Origin of the sequence: Bradyrhizobium sp. BR 10261 (assembly GCF_019455395.1) — a bacterium.
In the GTDB taxonomy this organism is placed as follows: Bacteria; Pseudomonadota; Alphaproteobacteria; order Rhizobiales; family Xanthobacteraceae; genus Bradyrhizobium; species Bradyrhizobium manausense.
Genome location: NZ_JACOFQ010000050.1, coordinates 1 through 16,552 on the forward strand (window position 1 = coordinate 1; position 16,552 = coordinate 16,552).

Here is a 16,552-nt window from a genome sequence, read left to right on the forward strand (position 1 = left end):
ATCCAGTACGCCGCGGCCCCTCCGCATAAAACGACTGCCTCTGGAATACTGGATTCCCCGCCTGCGCGGGGAATGACACCCGTGGTCTGGGAGAAGCAGCGCACCCAATCGGTCGCCATCGTACCTCATCCCAACCGTCCCAAAATCCGTATAGCCGCATTCCGAAACACCGATATCCGTCTTGCGCGAGCGCGCTACAGTCCGGTTCGATTTCGAAAGATGGACACGCATGCACGGCATGATCAGCAGGGCGCCGGACACGGCGACGAAGAGCATCGCGACCTCGCGCGTGGTGTTGCTGCTGCTGGTCGTCATGACCGGCATCGCGCCGATCTCGCTCTACATCCTGGTCCCGGCGCTGCCCGTGCTGGCGACGAATTTCGGGCGGGACATCTCGATCGCGCAGATGACGGTATCGCTCTACATGGTCGGCATCGCGCTATCGCAGCTCACCATGGGGCCGCTGTCGGACAGATTCGGCCGGCGTCCGGTTCTGCTTGGCGGCCTCGCGCTGATGGTGGCGGCGAGCATCGCCTGCATCTTCGCGCAAGACCTGCCGCAACTGATCGCGGCGCGCTTCTTCCAGGCGCTCGGGGGCGCCTCCGGCATGGTGATCAGCCGCGCCATCATCCGCGACATCTACGAACGCGACCGTGTCGCCTCGATGATCAGCCTCGTGGTTGCCGCCCTGATGATCGGACAAATGGTTTCGCCGCTGACCGGCGGCCTGATCGAGACCGCATTCGGCTGGCGCGCGATCTTCTACGCCGTCACCTTCGGCGCGGTTGCCGTCGCAATCGGCATCGCAATCGCACTGCCCGAAACGCGCCGCGACCGCGCGGTCGGCAGCGGCGGCTTTCGCAGCGACGTCGGCAGCCTGATCAAGAGCCGCGCCTTCATCGGCTATGTGATGTGCCAGGTGCTGGCCTCGCAGATCATCTTCACCTTCGCCGGCGGCGGACCCTACATCGTCGTGACGCAGATGGGCCGGACCAGTGCCGAATACGGCGCGTGGTTCGCCACAACAGGCTTTGCGTATCTCGTCGGCAATCTGCTCTGCGTGCGCTTTGCGCCGCGGCATTCGCTGGAGAAGCTGATCTGGTTTGGGCTGGCCCTGCAACTCTGCGGCAGCCTGCTGAATCTGCTCTGGAGTTTCACCGGCTGGAACGAAGCTCCAAGCTGGCTGTTCGGCACGCAGATGATCGTGATGGTCGGCAACGCCTTCGTGATGGCGAACTCTGCTGCGGGCGCCATCAGCGTCCGCCCCGAGGCCGCCGGCACCGCGTCGGGTGCGATGGGCTTTCTCCAGCAGGGCATCGGTGCGCTGATGTCGCAATTCGGCGCTTATCTCGGCGGCCATTCCGCAACGACCCTGCCGCTGACCTCAGCCGTGCTCGCGATCTCGCTGCTCTGCGCCTGCATGATGATCTTCGTCGTGCCGCGCCGGGACGTCATGGTGAGCGAGGAATTGATCGAACAGGCCGAGGAGGAAGAGAGCGGGATGATGTGAGGAGCGGCGCGACCATAATCGCGATGTCATCCCCCGCGAAGGCGGGGGATCTAGTACGCCGCGGCTTCTCGACTCTACCACAGCCGCCTCGGAGTACTGGATCGCCCGGTCAAGCCGGGCGATGACGGCGGAGTGAGAGGCAGGAGCGCGCCCAACTCACTCCCCGATCAGCGCCAGCCACTCATCTTCGCTCAGCACCTTGATGCCATGCTTGTTGGCGTCCGCGAGCTTCGAGCCCGCGCCGGGGCCGGCGACGACGAGATCCGTCTTCTTCGACACCGAGCCCGAGACCTTGGCGCCAAGCCGCTCCGCGGTGGCCTTGGCCTCATCCCGCGTCATCTTCTCCAGCGAGCCCGTGAACACCACCGTCTTGCCGGCGACCGCCGAGTTGCTCTTCGGCTTTTCGGCGTCGACGATCTCGACTTCCTTGGTCAGCCGCTCGACGATGCCGCGGTTGTGGCTCTCGCCGAAATAATCGGCGATGCTCCTGATCACGGTATCGCCGATCTGGTCGAGCGCGTCCATCTCCGCCATTGCCTCCTCGTCGCCCTTGGCGACCTTGAGGCAGGCGTCGTGGAAGGCATCCCAGGAGCCGTAGCCACGCGCAAGCGCGAGCGCGGTGGTTTCGCCGACATGGCGCATGCCGAGCGCATAGATGAAGCGCTCCAGCGCAATTCTGCGCCGGCTCTCGATGGCACTGAACAGATTGCGCACCGAGGTCGCGCCGTAGCCCTCGACCTCCTCGAGCTTGAGCTTGGAATTGCGCTTCTCCAGCGTGAAGATGTCGGCGGGCTCCTTCACCCAGCCCTCATCGAAGAAATACTGGAGCTGCTTCTCGCCGAGGCCGTCGATATCGAAGGCGCGCCGCGACACGAACAGCTTGAGGTGCTCGATCTTCTGATAGGGGCAGGCAAACTCGCCGGTGCAGCGCGCGCGCGAACCCTCTTCGCCCGTCGCGGTCTCCTCGCGCACGACGTCGGTATGCAGCGGGCACGGGCACTTCTTCGGGAAAGCGAATTCCTTCGCACCCTTCGGCCGCTTGTCGAGCACGACGTCGACGACCTGCGGGATCACGTCGCCGGCGCGCTGGATCACGACGGTATCGCCGATCCTGATGTCGCGCCCCTCGCGCAGCACCTCGCCCTTGTTGCCGATGCCCTTGATGTAGTCCTCGTTGTGCAGGGTGACGTTCTGCACGATCACGCCGCCGACACCGACCGGCTCGAGCTTGCCGACCGGCGTGAACGAGCCGGTGCGGCCGACCTGGATCTCGATGTCGCGCAGCACGGTCATGGCTCGCTCCGCCGGGAATTTATGTGCGATGCCCCAGCGCGGCGTGCGCGAGACGAAACCCAGCCGCTCCTGCCAGTCGATGCGATCGACCTTGTAGACGACGCCGTCGATGTCGTAGTCGAGCTCGGCGCGGTGCTCCTCGATGCTCTGGTGGAACGCGATCAGTTCCTCGACGGAGTGACAGAGTTTTGTCAGCGGATTGGTCTTGAAGCCGCAGCGCTCGAACCAGTGGATCATGCCGGTCTGCGTCTGCTCCGGCATCGCGCTCATCTCGCCCCAGGCGTAGGCGAAGAAGCCGAGGGGACGCGAGGCGGTGATGCTCGGATCCTTCTGCCGCAGGGAGCCTGCGGCCGAATTGCGCGGGTTGGCGAAGATGGTGTCGCCCGCCGCCTTCTGCCGCTCATTCAGCGCGAGGAAGGCCTTCTTGGTCATGTAGACCTCGCCGCGGACCTCGCAGATATCAGGGATGCTGCGGCCCTTCAGCTTCTGCGGCACGTCTTCGAGCGTGCGGATATTGGCGGTGACGTCCTCGCCGACCGCGCCGTCGCCGCGCGTCGCCGCCGTGACAAGCTCGCCGCCCTCGTAGCGCAGCGACATCGAGAGGCCGTCAATCTTGGGCTCGGCCGAAAAATTGATCTTGTCGTCGTCGAGCTTGAGGAAGCGCACGATGCGGCCAACGAAGTCGCGGACGTCCTCCTCGGCAAACGCGTTGTCGAGCGAAAGCATCGGAACGGAATGCTGCACCTTCCTGAAGCGCCCTGACGGCGCCGCGCCGACCTTTTGCGACGGTGACTCCGCACTGACGAATTCCGGAAAGCGCTTTTCGATCGCATTGAGGCGCTGACGCAGGGCATCGTACTCGGCGTCCGTAACGGTGGGCGCGTCCTCTTGATAATAGCGCTCGTTGTGCCCCTCGATCTCGAGCGACAGCCGCATATGCTCGACCTTGGCCTGTGCCTTGGTGAGCTCGGTGACGTCGCGAAGCGGTTTCGATTTTGCTGCTCTGGCCATTATTACTTAAGGTTGTGGCTCGTCGTTCCGGGATGGTCCGAAGGACCAGACCCGGAACCTCGAGATTCCGGGTTCGCACTTCGTGCGCCCCGGGATGACTGTTGGGAGGGGCTCGGAAATCATGGCGTACTACGTCTATATCCTAGCAAGCCGGCGGGACGGAGCAATCTATGTCGGCGTTACCAATGACCTTGTACGCCGCGTCTACGAGCATCGAATCAAGGCCGTGCCAGGCTTCACGAAGAAATACAACATCACGCAGCTAGTTTGGTTCGAGACCTATGATGATCCAATCTCCGCAATATCGCGCGAGAAAGAACTCAAGAAGTGGAGGAGAGTTTGGAAAACCCAACTTATCGAGAAGGACAATCCGAACTGGAATGATCTCTACGAATCGATCTGCAAATGAGACGTCGTTCCGGGGCGGCTCGAAGAGCCGAACCCGGAATCTCGAGATTCCGGGTTCGATGCTGCGCATCGCCCCGGAATGACGGTGGAGGTCTAAGCCGTCGCCGCCTTGAGCAACCTCTCCGCGGCGGCCCGCGCTTCGGCCGTGATCTCGGCGCCGGCGAGCATGCGGGCGATTTCCTCGCGGCGGTGGTCGGCGGCGAGCGCATTGACGCGGGTGGCGACGCGCTTGCCCTTGTCGAGGGCGTCCTTGGAGATCAGCAGGTGCTGGTCGGCGCGGGCTGCGACCTGCGGGGCGTGGGTCACGGCCATCACCTGAACCTTGCCGGCGAGCCGTGCCAGCCGCGCGCCGATCGCATCCGCGACCGCGCCGCCGACGCCGGTGTCGATCTCGTCGAACACGAGGGTCGGTGCCGAGCCGCGGTCGGACAGCACGACCTTGAGCGCCAGCAGGAAGCGCGAGAGCTCGCCGCCGGAGGCGACCTTCATCATAGGCCCCGGCTTGGTGCCCGGATTGGTCTGCACCCAGAACTCGACGCGGTCGAAGCCTTGCGGCCCCGGCGCGGCCTCGTCCGTCGTGACCTGGGTGATGAATTTGGCGCGCTCGAGCTTGAGCGGCGCGAGCTCGGCGTTGACCGCCTTGTTGAGCTTCTCGGCCGATTTCTGCCTGCCGGCGGAGAGGTTTTTCGCAGCGGCAGCATAGCGTGCGTCGGCCTCGATCGCGGCCTGCTCCAGCTTCTTCAGGCGCGAGGCACCGGCATCGATCAGCACGACATCGGCAGCGTATTTGGCGGCGAGCGCGGCGAGGCCATCGACCGGCGTCGAATATTTGCGCGAGGCGGCGCGCAGAGCGAACAACCGCTCCTCGATGCGTTCGAGCTCGGCCGGGTCGAAATCGGTCGCGGCGAGCGCGGCCAGGAGATGCTGGTCGGCCTCCTCCAGTGCATTGATCGCGATGTCGATCGCCTTCACAGCAGGCTCGACCAGCGCCGGCGAATTGACGCCACGACGCTCCAGCCGGCGCACCGCAGCCGACAGCGCCGCGACCGGCGAGTTGTGGCCGCCGACGACCTCCTGCGCCTCGCGCAGATCGGAGGCGATCTTCTCGCCCTGCATCATGGTGGTGCGGCGATGAGCGAGCGAGGTCTCCTCGCCGTCCTTGGGCGCGAGCTGCCTCAGCTCGTCCGAGGCATGGCGCAGATAGTCGGCTTCGCGCGCGGCGCGCTCCATGCTGGCGCGATGCTCTTCCAGCTCGGTGTTGGCAGCCCGGCGCGCGTCCCAGAGCGCTTCGACGGTAGCTACGTCCTTTTCGAGGCCGGCAAAGGCATCGAGCAGGCTGCGATGGGTGGCGGCATCGACCAGCGCCCGTTCATCATGCTGGCCGTGGATCTCGACCAGGGCGGCGCCGACCGCCTTCAGCGTCTGCACGCTGATCGCCTGGTCGTTGATGAAGGCGCGGGTGCGGCCGTCGGCGAGCTGGACCCGACGCAAGATCATTTCGCCGGTATCTTCGAGCCCGTTTTCGGCCAGGATCTTCGTTGCGGGATGATTCTTCGGGATATCGAACACGGCGGTCACCTGCCCCTGCTCCGCGCCATGGCGCACAAGACCCGCGTCACCGCGGCCGCCGAGGGCCAACGCGAAGGCATCGAGCAGGATGGATTTGCCCGCCCCGGTCTCGCCGGTCAAAACCGCAAGTCCGGTGGCGAATTCGATATCGAGCCGTTCGATCAGGACGATGTCACGGATCGACAGACGCGCCAGCATGGAACCAGATTTCCTAGCCGAGACTTAAAGGCCAATCTTCTTGAAGGTCTGGCTGATCCAGGACCCCTGATTCTCGCTCGGCTCGAGACCGCCGGATTTTACAAGATTATAGGCGTCCTTGTACCAGCGGCTGTCAGGAAAATTGTGGCCGAGCACGGCGGCAGCCGTCTGGGCCTCGCCGACGATTCCGATCGACATATAGGCCTCGGTGAGGCGGTAGAGCGCCTCCTCGACATGCCGGGTGGTCTGATATTGCGTCACCACGGCCTTGTAGCGGTTGATCGCGGCCGTGTAGTCGCGCTTCTGCATATAGTAGCGGCCGACCGACATCTCCTTGCCGGCGAGCTGGTCGCGCGCGCCCTCGATCTTGGCCTTGGCGGAAGTCGCATATTCGGAGTTCGGATATTTGCGCACCACCTCTTCCAGCGAGGCGATCGCCTTCTCGGTGCGGCCCTGATCGCGGTTGATGTCCGGGATCTGGTCGTAGTGCGAGGCGGCGATCAGATATTGCGCGTAGGCGGCGTCCGGGCTGCCGGGATGCAGGGTAATGTAGCGGGTCGCAGCGCCGATGCAGCTGTCATAGTCGCCGCCCTGGTAGGACGCATAGGCCGACATCAGCAGCGATTTGCGCGCCCAGTCGGAATAAGGATGTTGGCGGTCGACCTCCTCGAACTTCTTGTTCGCCGCCTTCATGTCCTTCTTTTCGTTCATGAGGTACAAGCCCTCATTGTAGATCTTGTCGGCAGGCTCCTCGACGAAGGTGTCGTCCTTGTTGAGGAACTTGTCCCAGAGCGCGCCGGTGCCGCAACCCGCCAGCGGCAATGCGAACAGGAAGAGAGCAGCGGCTTGAAGCAGCCCACGGGCTCGCGGTGAGACCAACAGAAATCCGCGCGTCATACGCTGTGCCGACATGAATTTAAGACCTGACGCCCTTTGGTGCGGTGCCCGCCAGCCCATGATCCCCGTCATGGGCGCGAAATGTGTCGTGGTGCCTGCCATGCGACCACGTCGGTGTGACCGAAAAACGATCGTTAACCCATCGGATAGGCAGGCATTCCGCCCGGATTAAGGCGAAAACGCCGCAATCCTAGTCGATCATGGTTACCAGGAGTTTCCCGGAGAAATCGCCGCCTAGTTGCCTGCCGCAGGCTTGGCCGCCTGCCGCAACTGCCCTTCAGGACACGTCCGGCCCGTAGGCCGCGGCGATCCGGCCGCCGACGATACCGCTACCGACCTCGACCACGGGCCGGCTGGTGCGGCGAGCTGCCTCACCCTCGACCACCCGCCATGCGGTACGGTCGGCGAGCAGCGCGGTCAGGACGGCGTGGTTCAGCTTGTGGCCGCCACGCACCGAGCGATAGGCGCCGAGCAGCGGCAGGCCAGCCAGCGCAAGATCGCCGATCGCATCCAGCACCTTGTGGCGGGCGCATTCGTCGGCGTAGCGCAGGCCCTCGGTGTTGAGCAGCCGCTCCTCGTCAAACACGACGGTATTCTCGAAGGAGGCACCGAGCGCGTAGCCAGCGCCCCAGAGCTTGGCAACATCGCCCATCAGACCGAAGGTCCGGGCGCGGCCGACTTCGCGGCGGAAGCGCTCAGGGCTCAGGTCGAAGCCATAGCTCTGCTGGCCGATGACGGGATTGGTGAAGTCGATTTCGACCTCGGCACGGAAGCCATTGGCGTAGGGCCGGAGCTCACCGAAGGAGTCGCCCATCTTGACCGCGACAGGCTTCAAAACCTGGATGAAGCGGCGCTGGGCCGGCTGGGTCACGATGCCAGCCTGATCAATCGCTGCGATGAAGGCCGCAGCGCTGCCGTCCATGATCGGTACTTCGGGACCATCGACTTCGATGATGGCGTTGTCGACACCCATACCCCGCAGCGCAGCAAGCACATGCTCGGCCGTGGAGATCAGTGGACCAGTGCGATCACCGAGCACCGTCGCGAAATCCGTTGCCACCACCTGATCGGCGGTCGCCTGAATCTCGCGGTCACTTCCCTCAAGGCCGGTACGGACAAAAATAAGACCTGCGTCCACAGGTGCAGGTCCAAGCGTGAGGGTAACCGGAAGACCGGAATGAACGCCGACGCCGGCCACGGTGGCTTGCGCACGAAGCGTTGTTTGCCGGCTAAACTTCATCAGGAACCGCCCCACTACGACCCATTGCGACTTATACGAGAGCCGATTGATCGACCGAGATCGACCGTTCGAATCTCCGTATCCCCAAGTCACGCCAAACCATAGTCACTGCCCTAAACAGCGCCAACTCACGCTTTTTTACCGATTGTTACCCCAAACCCGCCGTATTCGCGCCAAGGCTTAACCAAATTGCACCTCGCTTTGGGGTCGTTATGAGCAGCTTTACTGAACCACCCAACAGGTAATTAATGATTTAAAATCAGTTGCTTGAAGATGAAATCCGGACATGCAGGGGGAAAAAGGAAAGGCCCCGGCAAGCTTCCCGCCGGGGCCTTTTTGCGTCTGCCTTACTGTAACAATTCTCAGGTTGCCTGCCGCCGCAGGAAGGCCGGGATATCAAGATGGTCGTCTCCCTGTGGCGCCGGCGCAACAGGTGCCGGGCGGCCATGGGCGTCGAGACCCTGCGGCGCGGGCCGGCGGGCGTACTCCGAGACCGGCTCGTTGGCGGCGATTTGCTGCGCCACCGACCGCTGCGGCTTGCGCTCGGGCAGCGCCGGTATCGCGGGACCAGCCGTGCGGGCGGCGATCGGAGCCTCGGTTTCCTCGTCGCGACGGCCGAGGCCGACATTGGCGAGGCGCTGGAGCAGCGACAGGCGGGTCTTCTGGGGCGCCTCTTCTTCCACCTCGCCACGGGCCTGACGCAGCTCGGCCTGGGCCGGCATCGGCAGTTCGTCGAGGCGCGGCATCCGGGGCGCGCGAGGCGGCGCACGCTCGGCCTGCGGCGGGATGAAGGTTTCCGGCGTCATTGGCTCCTGGATGGCAAGCGGGGCCTGCTCGGCTTCCGGAAACAGCGTGGGCTTCTGCGCGATCGGACGCACGGTGACGTCGCCATAGGTCTGCGGCGCGGGCGGGACTTCGGAAACGGCCGCTGCGATGGCGGCGAGCGCCGCACGCTCGACATTGGGACGGGCGGCGGCGGGCGCGGCCGCAACCGGTGCGGCGGCCGGGATCTGCGCTTCCATCTTCTGGGCACGCTCGGCCAGGCGCTGATTGTCGGCGCGAAGCCGCGCGGTGAGATCGGCAAGACGGCTCTCGGCAGCAGCGGCGGGAGCCGCGGGGGCCTGCTGCAGCTGCTGCGGCGCGGCGTTCGCGACCGGGGCGGAGGTCGCCTGGCTGTTGCGGGCGATCGCGGCCTGCTCGATGCCGGTGGCAACGACCGAGACGCGGATCAGGCCGTCGAGCGCTTCGTCGAAAGTGGCGCCGACGATGATGTTGGCGTCCTGGTCGACCTCCTCGCGGATGCGGGTCGCGGCTTCGTCGACCTCGAACAGGGTCAGGTCCTTGCCGCCGGTGATCGAGATCAGCAGACCCTTGGCACCCTTCATCGAGGAATCGTCGATTAGCGGGTTGGCGATCGCAGCTTCAGCAGCGGTCAGCGCGCGCTTGTCGCCGCTGGCCTCGCCCGTGCCCATCATCGCCTTGCCCATTTCCCTCATCACCGCTCTCACGTCGGCGAAGTCGAGGTTGATCAGGCCTTCCTTGACCATCAGGTCGGTGATGCAGGCGACGCCCGAGTAGAGCACCTGATCGGCCATGGCAAAGGCGTCGGCGAAGGTGGTCTTCTCGTTGGCAACCCGGAACAGGTTCTGGTTCGGAATGATCAGAAGCGTGTCGACCACCTTGTGCAGCTCGGCAATGCCGGCCTCGGCGGTGCGCATGCGGCGGCCGCCCTCGAAGTGGAACGGCTTGGTGACGACGCCGACGGTGAGGATGCCCATGTCGCGGGCGGTCTTGGCAATGACGGGGGCAGCGCCGGTGCCGGTGCCGCCGCCCATGCCGGCGGTGACGAACACCATGTTGGCGCCAGAGAGATGATCGCGCAGCTCGTCGATCACTTCTTCAGCAGCCGCAGCGCCGACGTTCGGCTGCGAACCTGCGCCCAGCCCTTGCGTTACCGCCGTGCCCATCTGCACGATGCGCTGCGCCTTCGACATCGTCAGCGCCTGCGCGTCGGTGTTGGCGACCACGAAATCGACGCCCTGCAGGCCCGCCGTGATCATGTTGTTGACGGCGTTGCCACCGGCGCCGCCGACGCCGAACACGGTGATGCGGGGCTTCAACTCGTGAATATCAGGAACGTTGATGCTGATGGTCATGTTTGCCTCTCGATCACGCGCGCGTGGGTTCGCCCCGGCCTGCGGCCGCGGGAGTTGGTGAAATCAGACATTTGCGGAAAGCGGTCATCAAAAGCCCTCGCGTAGCCATCGTCCGACCTTTCCAAAATAGCCGCCGGTCCCTGTCTTGACCTGCTGCCGCGTATGCCGCGGTTCGACATGTTCGAGGTGAACATATTGCGGGTAGACGAGAAGTCCGGCCGGCACCGCAAACGCGGGGTTCTTCGCCTCGTTGGGCAGCCGGCCAAAACCGAGCGGACGTCCGACCCGCACGGGCCGGCCGAGAATTTGCGTTCCAAGCTCGACGAGGCCGGTCAGCTGCGAGGCGCCGCCCGAGAGCACGACACGGCCCTTGGGCTCTGCCGCGAAGGGCGAATCCTTCAGCTTGTCCCGAACCATTTCGAAGACTTCCTCGGCACGATGCTTGACGATGTTGGCGATAGTGGCGCGCGAAACGATCTGCGGCAGATCCTGGTCCTCACCGGCCGTCGGTACAGACATCAGCTCACGCGAGTCCGATCCGCCGGTGATGACGGTGCCGTATAACGTCTTGATTCGCTCGGCATCGGCAATGGTCGCCGAGAGTCCGCGCGCAAGATCCATCGTGATGTGTTGCCCGCCGACCGCAAATCCGGCCGCGTGCACGAAGCGGCCGCCGGAATAGACCGCGATCGTGGTGGTGCCCGCGCCCATCTCGATCACGGCGGCGCCGAGATCGGCCTCGTCGTCGGTCAGCACCGACAGGCCGGCCACATAGGGGCTCGCTGCCATGGCTTCGACATTGATGTGGCAGCGTTCCACCGCCAGCATCAGATTCCGCGCCACGGTGGCATCGCAGGTGACGACATTCATGTCGACGCCGAATTGATGCGCGACCATGCCGCGGGGATCGCGGATGCCCTTGACGCCGTCGAGCGTGTAGCCGACCGGCAGCGCATGCAGCACGGTGCGGCCCTCGCCGGTGGCGTGACGCATGCCGGTGGAGGTGACGCGGCTGACATCGGCCGGCGTCACCGCGCCGCCGCGGATATCGGCTGCAGCTTCGACGAGCTGGCCGGAAAGCCTCCCGCCGGAGACGGACAGCAGCACGGACTCGACCCGCACCTTGGCCATTTTCTCGGCAAGCCCGACGGCCTGGCGCACCGACTGCTCGCATTCGGCGAGATCGATCACCGCGCCGGCCTTCATGCCGCGCGACTGGATCTGGCTGTAGCCGATCAGTTCCACCGCATGGGTGCGGCCTTGCAGGGCTTCGCTCGGCGCCGACGGCTTCAGCCGCGCGATCATGCAGGCGATCTTGCTGGTGCCGATGTCGAGGCAGGCAACGAGGCCGCCGCGCTTGTGCGGCATCGGGCGCGTCTTCGGCGTCTGGGTGCGATCAAGACCGGTCATGCGGCGTCCCCGGCCTTCTTTTTCTTCTTGTCCTTGAACAGATCCTCGCGCGCCTTGGCGGCGTCGTCGGACAGCTGCACCACCAGACGGTCAGGCAGGCGCATGTCGATCGCGACGATGTCCTTCGAGAACAGGCGCTCGTCCTTGTCGAGCTTGGAGAGCGCGGCAAGTGCGTTGCCGACGTCCTGCTCCGGCAGGCGGACGTCGAGGCCGTCCTTCAGCCTCAGGTTCCAGCGCCGCTCACCGACATAGATCGCGGCCTTGGTCACCGAATTCACCTGCGGATAGCGCGCCAGCAGCGCCAGGAAGTCGCGTGCCTGGGTGTCGGCGCCCTTGCCGACCACGAGCGGCAGCGACAGGAACCGGCGCGAGACATAGGGCTCGAGCAGCGCGCCGTCGTCGGCGATGACGGAGAGCCGGCCGGCCTCCTGCCACAGCGCGAACGCCTTGCGCTCGGTGATCTCGATCATGAGCTGGCCCGGATAGAGCTTCAGCACGGTCGCATCCGCGATCCAGGGATTGGCCTTGAGCTTGTCGCGGACCTCGTCGGCATCGAGGAACAGCAGCGAGGACCGGCCGCTGACGCCGCCGATCGCGAGGATCTCGTCCTGGCTGAGCTGCTTGCGGCCGTTGATCACGACCGAGGTGATGCGGAAGCCGGCCGAATTGGCCATGGCGTTGCGCGCATCGCTGACCGCGGTGATGAAATCCTGGAGATGGCCGCCCTTGACGATGCCGAGACCGCAGCTGCCGATCAGCAGCAGCACGGTCATGGTGATCCCGACCCGCCGCGGCAGGTAGCGCTCGACCAGCGCCACCAGGCGCGGCGGCGGCTCACGCTCGACGACGACCTTGGGCCTGGTTTTCTGCTTGAGGGCGATGCGCTTCTCGGCGCGTTTATCTTGCACCCACTCGCGCAAAAGCACGACCGCTCCGATAGCGGCCGCCTTCAGGTCAGCTTGGGGCCTCAGCGATCTCATAAACGATCGGGTGAGGCTTCCTGCTCCATCCATTGCACGAGCTCGTCAACAGTTTGCCCACGACATTGCGCGGGTCCTGGCGAACATGACGTCTCGGACGTGCCGGGCCGGGTGATGGTCTCAGGCAGAAGAAACCGCTCCCCTTCAAAGCGTTTACCGATCGGGAACAATCCGAAACGGCTCACGCGCCGGCAGCCAAAACGCCATATGCGCCGCCAGCGTTAACCTTCGGACGTCCTGGTAAACAAAAGGTAAAATTCGTTAACGCGGGATGCTTTTTGCCCAGGCAAGTGAGGCAGTTGCGCCACGATGTCCGGCATTTTACCGGCTTTGGACACCAAACCGGGCGTTTTGGCCGGTCCGGCCATTAACCAATCCTAATTATTTCCGCACCCGCCGCTCGGCGAGCTCGATCAGGCCGCGGAGGAAGTCGACGAATGCTATGCCCTCGGCTTTCAGCGCCTTGGGGTAGAGCGAGGACTTGGTCAGCCCGGGCAGCGTGTTGGTTTCGAGATAGACCAGCCCCTTCTCCGAGACGATGAAGTCGGAGCGGGAATAGCCGGTGCAGGACATCGCCCGATGCGCCAGCATCGCCTGCTCTTTGAGCGCGGCGGTGATTTCGGGCGTAAAGCGGCCGGGGCAGATCTCCTGGGTCGTCGACAGCAGATACTTTGCGGCGTAGTCGAAACTGCCCTCGCCCGGAATGATCTCGATCGGCGGCAGCGAGATGATCGATCCATCCAGCCGCTCCAGCACGCCGCAGGTCGCCTCGATGCCTGCGATGTAGGGCTCGATCACATATTCTTCGTGCTTGGCGGCGTTGCGGACGGCGACGAGATCCTGCTCGGCGTTGACGAAGATCAGGCCATAGCTCGAGCCGTCGCGCGCCGGCTTTGCGATCAGCTTGCCGTATTCGGCGAAGGCGTCGTCGATGTTCTCGAGCGCGATGCCCGCAGGCGGCGTCACGCCGCCGATCGCGGCAAAGCGCTTGGCCGCGATCTTGTCGAAGGCGAGATGCGAGGAGGCCGAGCCGGAGCCGGTGAAGGGCACGCCGCGCGTCTCGCACATCACCTGCAATTCGCCGTTCTCGGCGCTTCCGCCATGCAGGCTCAGCACGAGAACACGGTCCTCCACCCTGGCCTGGTCGAGCGCCTGCAGAAGCGGAATGCCACGCGTGCCGGGCTTGAACTCGTCCTCGAACGGACGGGCATGCTCGAGCAGCTGCTTCGACTGCACGACATGCACCTTGTCCTCGACGTCCCAGAACCAGAGATCGGCCTCAGGCAATGCCTGATGCAGCGCCTGGGCTGATGCCACGGAAACCAGACGTTCGCGGTTGGAGCCGCCGAAGAGGATGGTGATGCGCATGTTTCCTCGCATTTCGTCATTCCGGGATGGTGCGCAAGCACCAGACCCGGAATCTCGAGATTCCGGGTTCGCGCTCCGCGCGCCCCGGAATGACCGTTAAATAGGGATACCGATCCGCTTGATTTCCCACTGCAGCTCAATTCCGGAGCTCGCCTTGACCCGTTCGCGCACGGTTTCTCCGAGCGTCTCGATGTCGTGCGCGGTGGCATCGCCGGTGTTGATCAGAAAATTGCAGTGCATCTCGGAGACCTGGGCGCCGCCGACCCGCAGGCCGCGGCAGCCGGCCGCATCGACCAGCTTCCAGGCTGAATGGCCGGGCGGATTCTTGAAGGTCGAGCCGCCGGTCTTTTCGCGGATCGGCTGCGCGCTCTCGCGGTGGCTCTGCACCTCCGCCATCCGCGCGCGGATCGCCTCTGCATCCCTGATCTCGCCGCGGAAACGCGCCGAGGTGAAGATGATGGAAGGATCGACGCCGCTGCTGCGATAGATGAATTTCATGTCGGCGTTGGAGAAGACGTGCCTGGTGCCGTCGCGAGCGATGCCGGTGGCCTCGATCAGCACGTCCTTGGTCTCGCCGCCATTTGCGCCGGCATTCATCCGCAGCGCGCCGCCGATCGTGCCGGGAATGCCAAAGAAGAATTCGAGCCCGCCGATATTGGCACCGGCCGCGACCTCCGCGACGCGCTTGTCGAGCGCAGCCGCACCGGCGGTGACGGTATCGCCGCTCGCGGTGGCCTCGCCAAAGGCGCGTGGCGCGAGGCGGATCACCACACCCGCGATGCCGCCGTCGCGCACGATCAGGTTGGAGCCGACACCAACGACATAGACCGGAATGTCGCTGGCCAGATGCGCGAGGAAGTAAGCGAGGTCATCCTCATCCGACGGCGTGAACAGCACCTGCGCCGGACCGCCGACGCGAAACCAGGTGAGCTCGGCCAGCGACTGGTTCGCCAGCAACCGGCCGCGAAGATCCGGCATCGCGGCTTTGAGTGAGGGGGTGATGTCGGGGAAGCTCACCTATTCTACCCCAGCGCCTTCAACTGGTCCGGCAACGCATACGCCCATTGCGTGATGTTGCCGGCGCCGAGGCACACAACGAGGTCGCCCGGCTTCGCCAATCCCTTGACGATATCAGGAAGCTCCGTCGCCGCGGGCAGCGGGATCACCTCGCGATGGCCGTGGGCACGCAGACCTGCGACGAAATGATCGCGGTCGATGCCATCGATCGGCGTCTCGCCCGCGGCATAGACATCGGCGACGACAACGGCGTCGGCATCGTTGAAGCAGGTGCAGAATTCCTCGAACAGCGATTGCAGGCGGGTGTAGCGATGCGGCTGCACCACGGCGATGATCTTGCCGTTGGTGGATTCCCGCGCGGCCTTGAGAACGGCTGCGATCTCGACGGGATGATGGCCGTAATCGTCGATCACGGTGACGCCGTTCCACTCGCCTGTCTTGGTGAAGCGGCGCTTGACGCCGCCGAAACCGGCGATCGCCTTGCGGATCGCATCGTCGGAGACGCCGAGCTCGTGCGCCACAGCGATCGCGGCGGTCGCGTTGGAGGCGTTGTGCCGGCCCGGCATCGGCAGCATCAAATCAGGAATCTCGTGGACGGCGCCGGTCTTGCGATCGCGGAAGGCGACCTTGAATTTCGACCCGCCACCCATCGGCGTCAGGTCGAGCAGCCGCACGTCGGCCTGCGGGTTATGGCCGTAGGTGATGATGCGGCGATCCTCGATCTTGCCGACGAGGGTCTGCACCACGGGATGATCGATGCACAGCACGGCAAAGCCGTAGAACGGCAGGTTCTCGACGAAATGGCGGAACGCGTCCTGCACGGCGTCGAACGTCTTGAAGTGGTCGAGATGTTCAGGATCGACGTTGGTGACGATCGCGACATCGGTCGGCAGCTTCAGAAACGTGCCGTCGCTCTCGTCGGCTTCCACCACCATCCAGTCGCCGGCGCCCAGACGCGCGTTGGAGCCATAGGCGTTGATGATACCGCCGTTGATCACGGTGGGATCGAGCCCGCCGGCGTCGAGCAGGGTCGCGACCATCGTGGTGGTCGTGGTCTTGCCATGCGTGCCGGCAATCGCGACGCAGCTCTTCAGCCGCATCAATTCGGCCAGCATCTCGGCGCGGCGCACCACGGGAATGCGCCGCTCGCGCGCCGCCATCAATTCCGGATTGTCGCGCTTGATCGCGGTAGAGACCACCACGACCTCGGCGCCGTCGACATTCTCGGCCTTGTGGCCGACGGAGACCCTCGCGCCCTTCTTGCGCAGCCGGTCGAGATTGTAATTGTCGGAGGCGTCCGAGCCCTGCACGGCATAGCCGAGATTGACCAGCACCTCGGCGATGCCGCTCATGCCGATTCCGCCGATCCCGACGAAGTGGATGGGTCCGATCTCGCGCGGCAGTCTCATGTGGTTTCCTTGGGGTCATCGTCCGCGAAGGCGGACGATCCAGTATTCCGCGACGCCTGAGATTCAAATCAGCTGCGTCGTGTACT

The 16,552-nt window shown here is 64.7% G+C and carries 12 protein-coding genes; 2 read left to right on the forward strand and 10 right to left on the reverse strand.

Annotated elements, in window-relative coordinates:
• Window positions 1-229: 229 nt before the first annotated feature.
• Window positions 230-1,510: a multidrug effflux MFS transporter gene (locus tag HYH07_RS34665; RefSeq protein WP_220006669.1), complete on the forward strand. Its 1,281-nt coding sequence runs from the start codon at window positions 230-232 to the stop codon at window positions 1,508-1,510.
• Window positions 1,511-1,666: 156 nt separating this feature from the next.
• Here the strand turns inward: HYH07_RS34665 and ligA are convergent, their stop codons facing one another.
• On the reverse strand, window positions 1,667-3,814 hold the full coding sequence (gene ligA, locus HYH07_RS34670; RefSeq protein WP_220006670.1) for an NAD-dependent DNA ligase LigA: 2,148 nt from the start codon (window positions 3,812-3,814) through the stop codon (window positions 1,667-1,669).
• A 121-nt stretch (window positions 3,815-3,935) separates the two neighbouring features.
• Here ligA and HYH07_RS34675 point away from each other — a divergent pair, with 121 nt between their 5' ends.
• Window positions 3,936-4,223: a GIY-YIG nuclease family protein gene (locus HYH07_RS34675; RefSeq protein ID WP_220006671.1), complete on the forward strand. Its 288-nt coding sequence runs from the start codon at window positions 3,936-3,938 to the stop codon at window positions 4,221-4,223.
• Between the two features lie 92 nt (window positions 4,224-4,315).
• Here the strand turns inward: HYH07_RS34675 and recN are convergent, their stop codons facing one another.
• From recN to murC, 9 genes are all read right to left on the reverse strand, one after another.
• Complete coding sequence (recN, locus tag HYH07_RS34680; RefSeq protein WP_220006672.1) at window positions 4,316-5,989, reverse strand: DNA repair protein RecN; 1,674 nt, start codon at window positions 5,987-5,989, stop codon at window positions 4,316-4,318.
• 24 nt (window positions 5,990-6,013) lie between these two features.
• Window positions 6,014-6,901 carry an outer membrane protein assembly factor BamD gene (locus HYH07_RS34685; RefSeq protein ID WP_220006673.1) on the reverse strand — a complete coding sequence of 296 codons (888 nt, stop codon included), beginning with the start codon at window positions 6,899-6,901 and terminating at the stop codon, window positions 6,014-6,016.
• A 262-nt stretch (window positions 6,902-7,163) separates the two neighbouring features.
• Complete coding sequence (gene lpxC / locus HYH07_RS34690; RefSeq protein ID WP_220006674.1) at window positions 7,164-8,126, reverse strand: UDP-3-O-acyl-N-acetylglucosamine deacetylase; 963 nt, start codon at window positions 8,124-8,126, stop codon at window positions 7,164-7,166.
• A gap of 362 nt (window positions 8,127-8,488) precedes the next feature.
• On the reverse strand, window positions 8,489-10,282 hold the full coding sequence (ftsZ, locus tag HYH07_RS34695; protein ID WP_220006675.1) for a cell division protein FtsZ: 1,794 nt from the start codon (window positions 10,280-10,282) through the stop codon (window positions 8,489-8,491).
• Between the two features lie 87 nt (window positions 10,283-10,369).
• Entirely contained in the window at window positions 10,370-11,692 is a 1,323-nt protein-coding gene (gene ftsA / locus HYH07_RS34700; RefSeq protein WP_220006676.1) for a cell division protein FtsA, read from the reverse strand.
• On the reverse strand, window positions 11,689-12,705 hold the full coding sequence (locus HYH07_RS34705; protein ID WP_220006677.1) for a cell division protein FtsQ/DivIB: 1,017 nt from the start codon (window positions 12,703-12,705) through the stop codon (window positions 11,689-11,691). The genes ftsA and HYH07_RS34705 overlap by 4 nt, the downstream gene beginning before the upstream one ends.
• A gap of 348 nt (window positions 12,706-13,053) precedes the next feature.
• Entirely contained in the window at window positions 13,054-14,040 is a 987-nt protein-coding gene (locus tag HYH07_RS34710) for a D-alanine--D-alanine ligase (protein ID WP_220006678.1), read from the reverse strand.
• A gap of 96 nt (window positions 14,041-14,136) precedes the next feature.
• Entirely contained in the window at window positions 14,137-15,057 is a 921-nt protein-coding gene (gene murB / locus HYH07_RS34715; RefSeq protein WP_220006679.1) for a UDP-N-acetylmuramate dehydrogenase, read from the reverse strand.
• A gap of 5 nt (window positions 15,058-15,062) precedes the next feature.
• Entirely contained in the window at window positions 15,063-16,466 is a 1,404-nt protein-coding gene (gene murC / locus HYH07_RS34720) for a UDP-N-acetylmuramate--L-alanine ligase (protein ID WP_220006680.1), read from the reverse strand.
• Window positions 16,467-16,552: the final 86 nt, after the last annotated feature.

Coding starts and splice junctions, on each gene's coding strand:
- HYH07_RS34705 (WP_220006677.1), bottom strand. CDS start 12,705: ATGGATGGAGCAGGAAGCCTCACCCGATCGTTTATGAGATCGCTGAGG.
- HYH07_RS34665 (WP_220006669.1), top strand. CDS start 230: ATGCACGGCATGATCAGCAGGGCGCCGGACACGGCGACGAAGAGCATC.
- HYH07_RS34710 (WP_220006678.1), bottom strand. CDS start 14,040: ATGCGCATCACCATCCTCTTCGGCGGCTCCAACCGCGAACGTCTGGTT.
- lpxC (WP_220006674.1), bottom strand. CDS start 8,126: ATGAAGTTTAGCCGGCAAACAACGCTTCGTGCGCAAGCCACCGTGGCC.
- HYH07_RS34685 (WP_220006673.1), bottom strand. CDS start 6,901: ATGTCGGCACAGCGTATGACGCGCGGATTTCTGTTGGTCTCACCGCGA.
- HYH07_RS34675 (WP_220006671.1), top strand. CDS start 3,936: ATGGCGTACTACGTCTATATCCTAGCAAGCCGGCGGGACGGAGCAATC.
- ligA (WP_220006670.1), bottom strand. CDS start 3,814: ATGGCCAGAGCAGCAAAATCGAAACCGCTTCGCGACGTCACCGAGCTC.
- ftsA (WP_220006676.1), bottom strand. CDS start 11,692: ATGACCGGTCTTGATCGCACCCAGACGCCGAAGACGCGCCCGATGCCG.
- recN (WP_220006672.1), bottom strand. CDS start 5,989: ATGCTGGCGCGTCTGTCGATCCGTGACATCGTCCTGATCGAACGGCTC.
- murC (WP_220006680.1), bottom strand. CDS start 16,466: ATGAGACTGCCGCGCGAGATCGGACCCATCCACTTCGTCGGGATCGGC.
- ftsZ (WP_220006675.1), bottom strand. CDS start 10,282: ATGACCATCAGCATCAACGTTCCTGATATTCACGAGTTGAAGCCCCGC.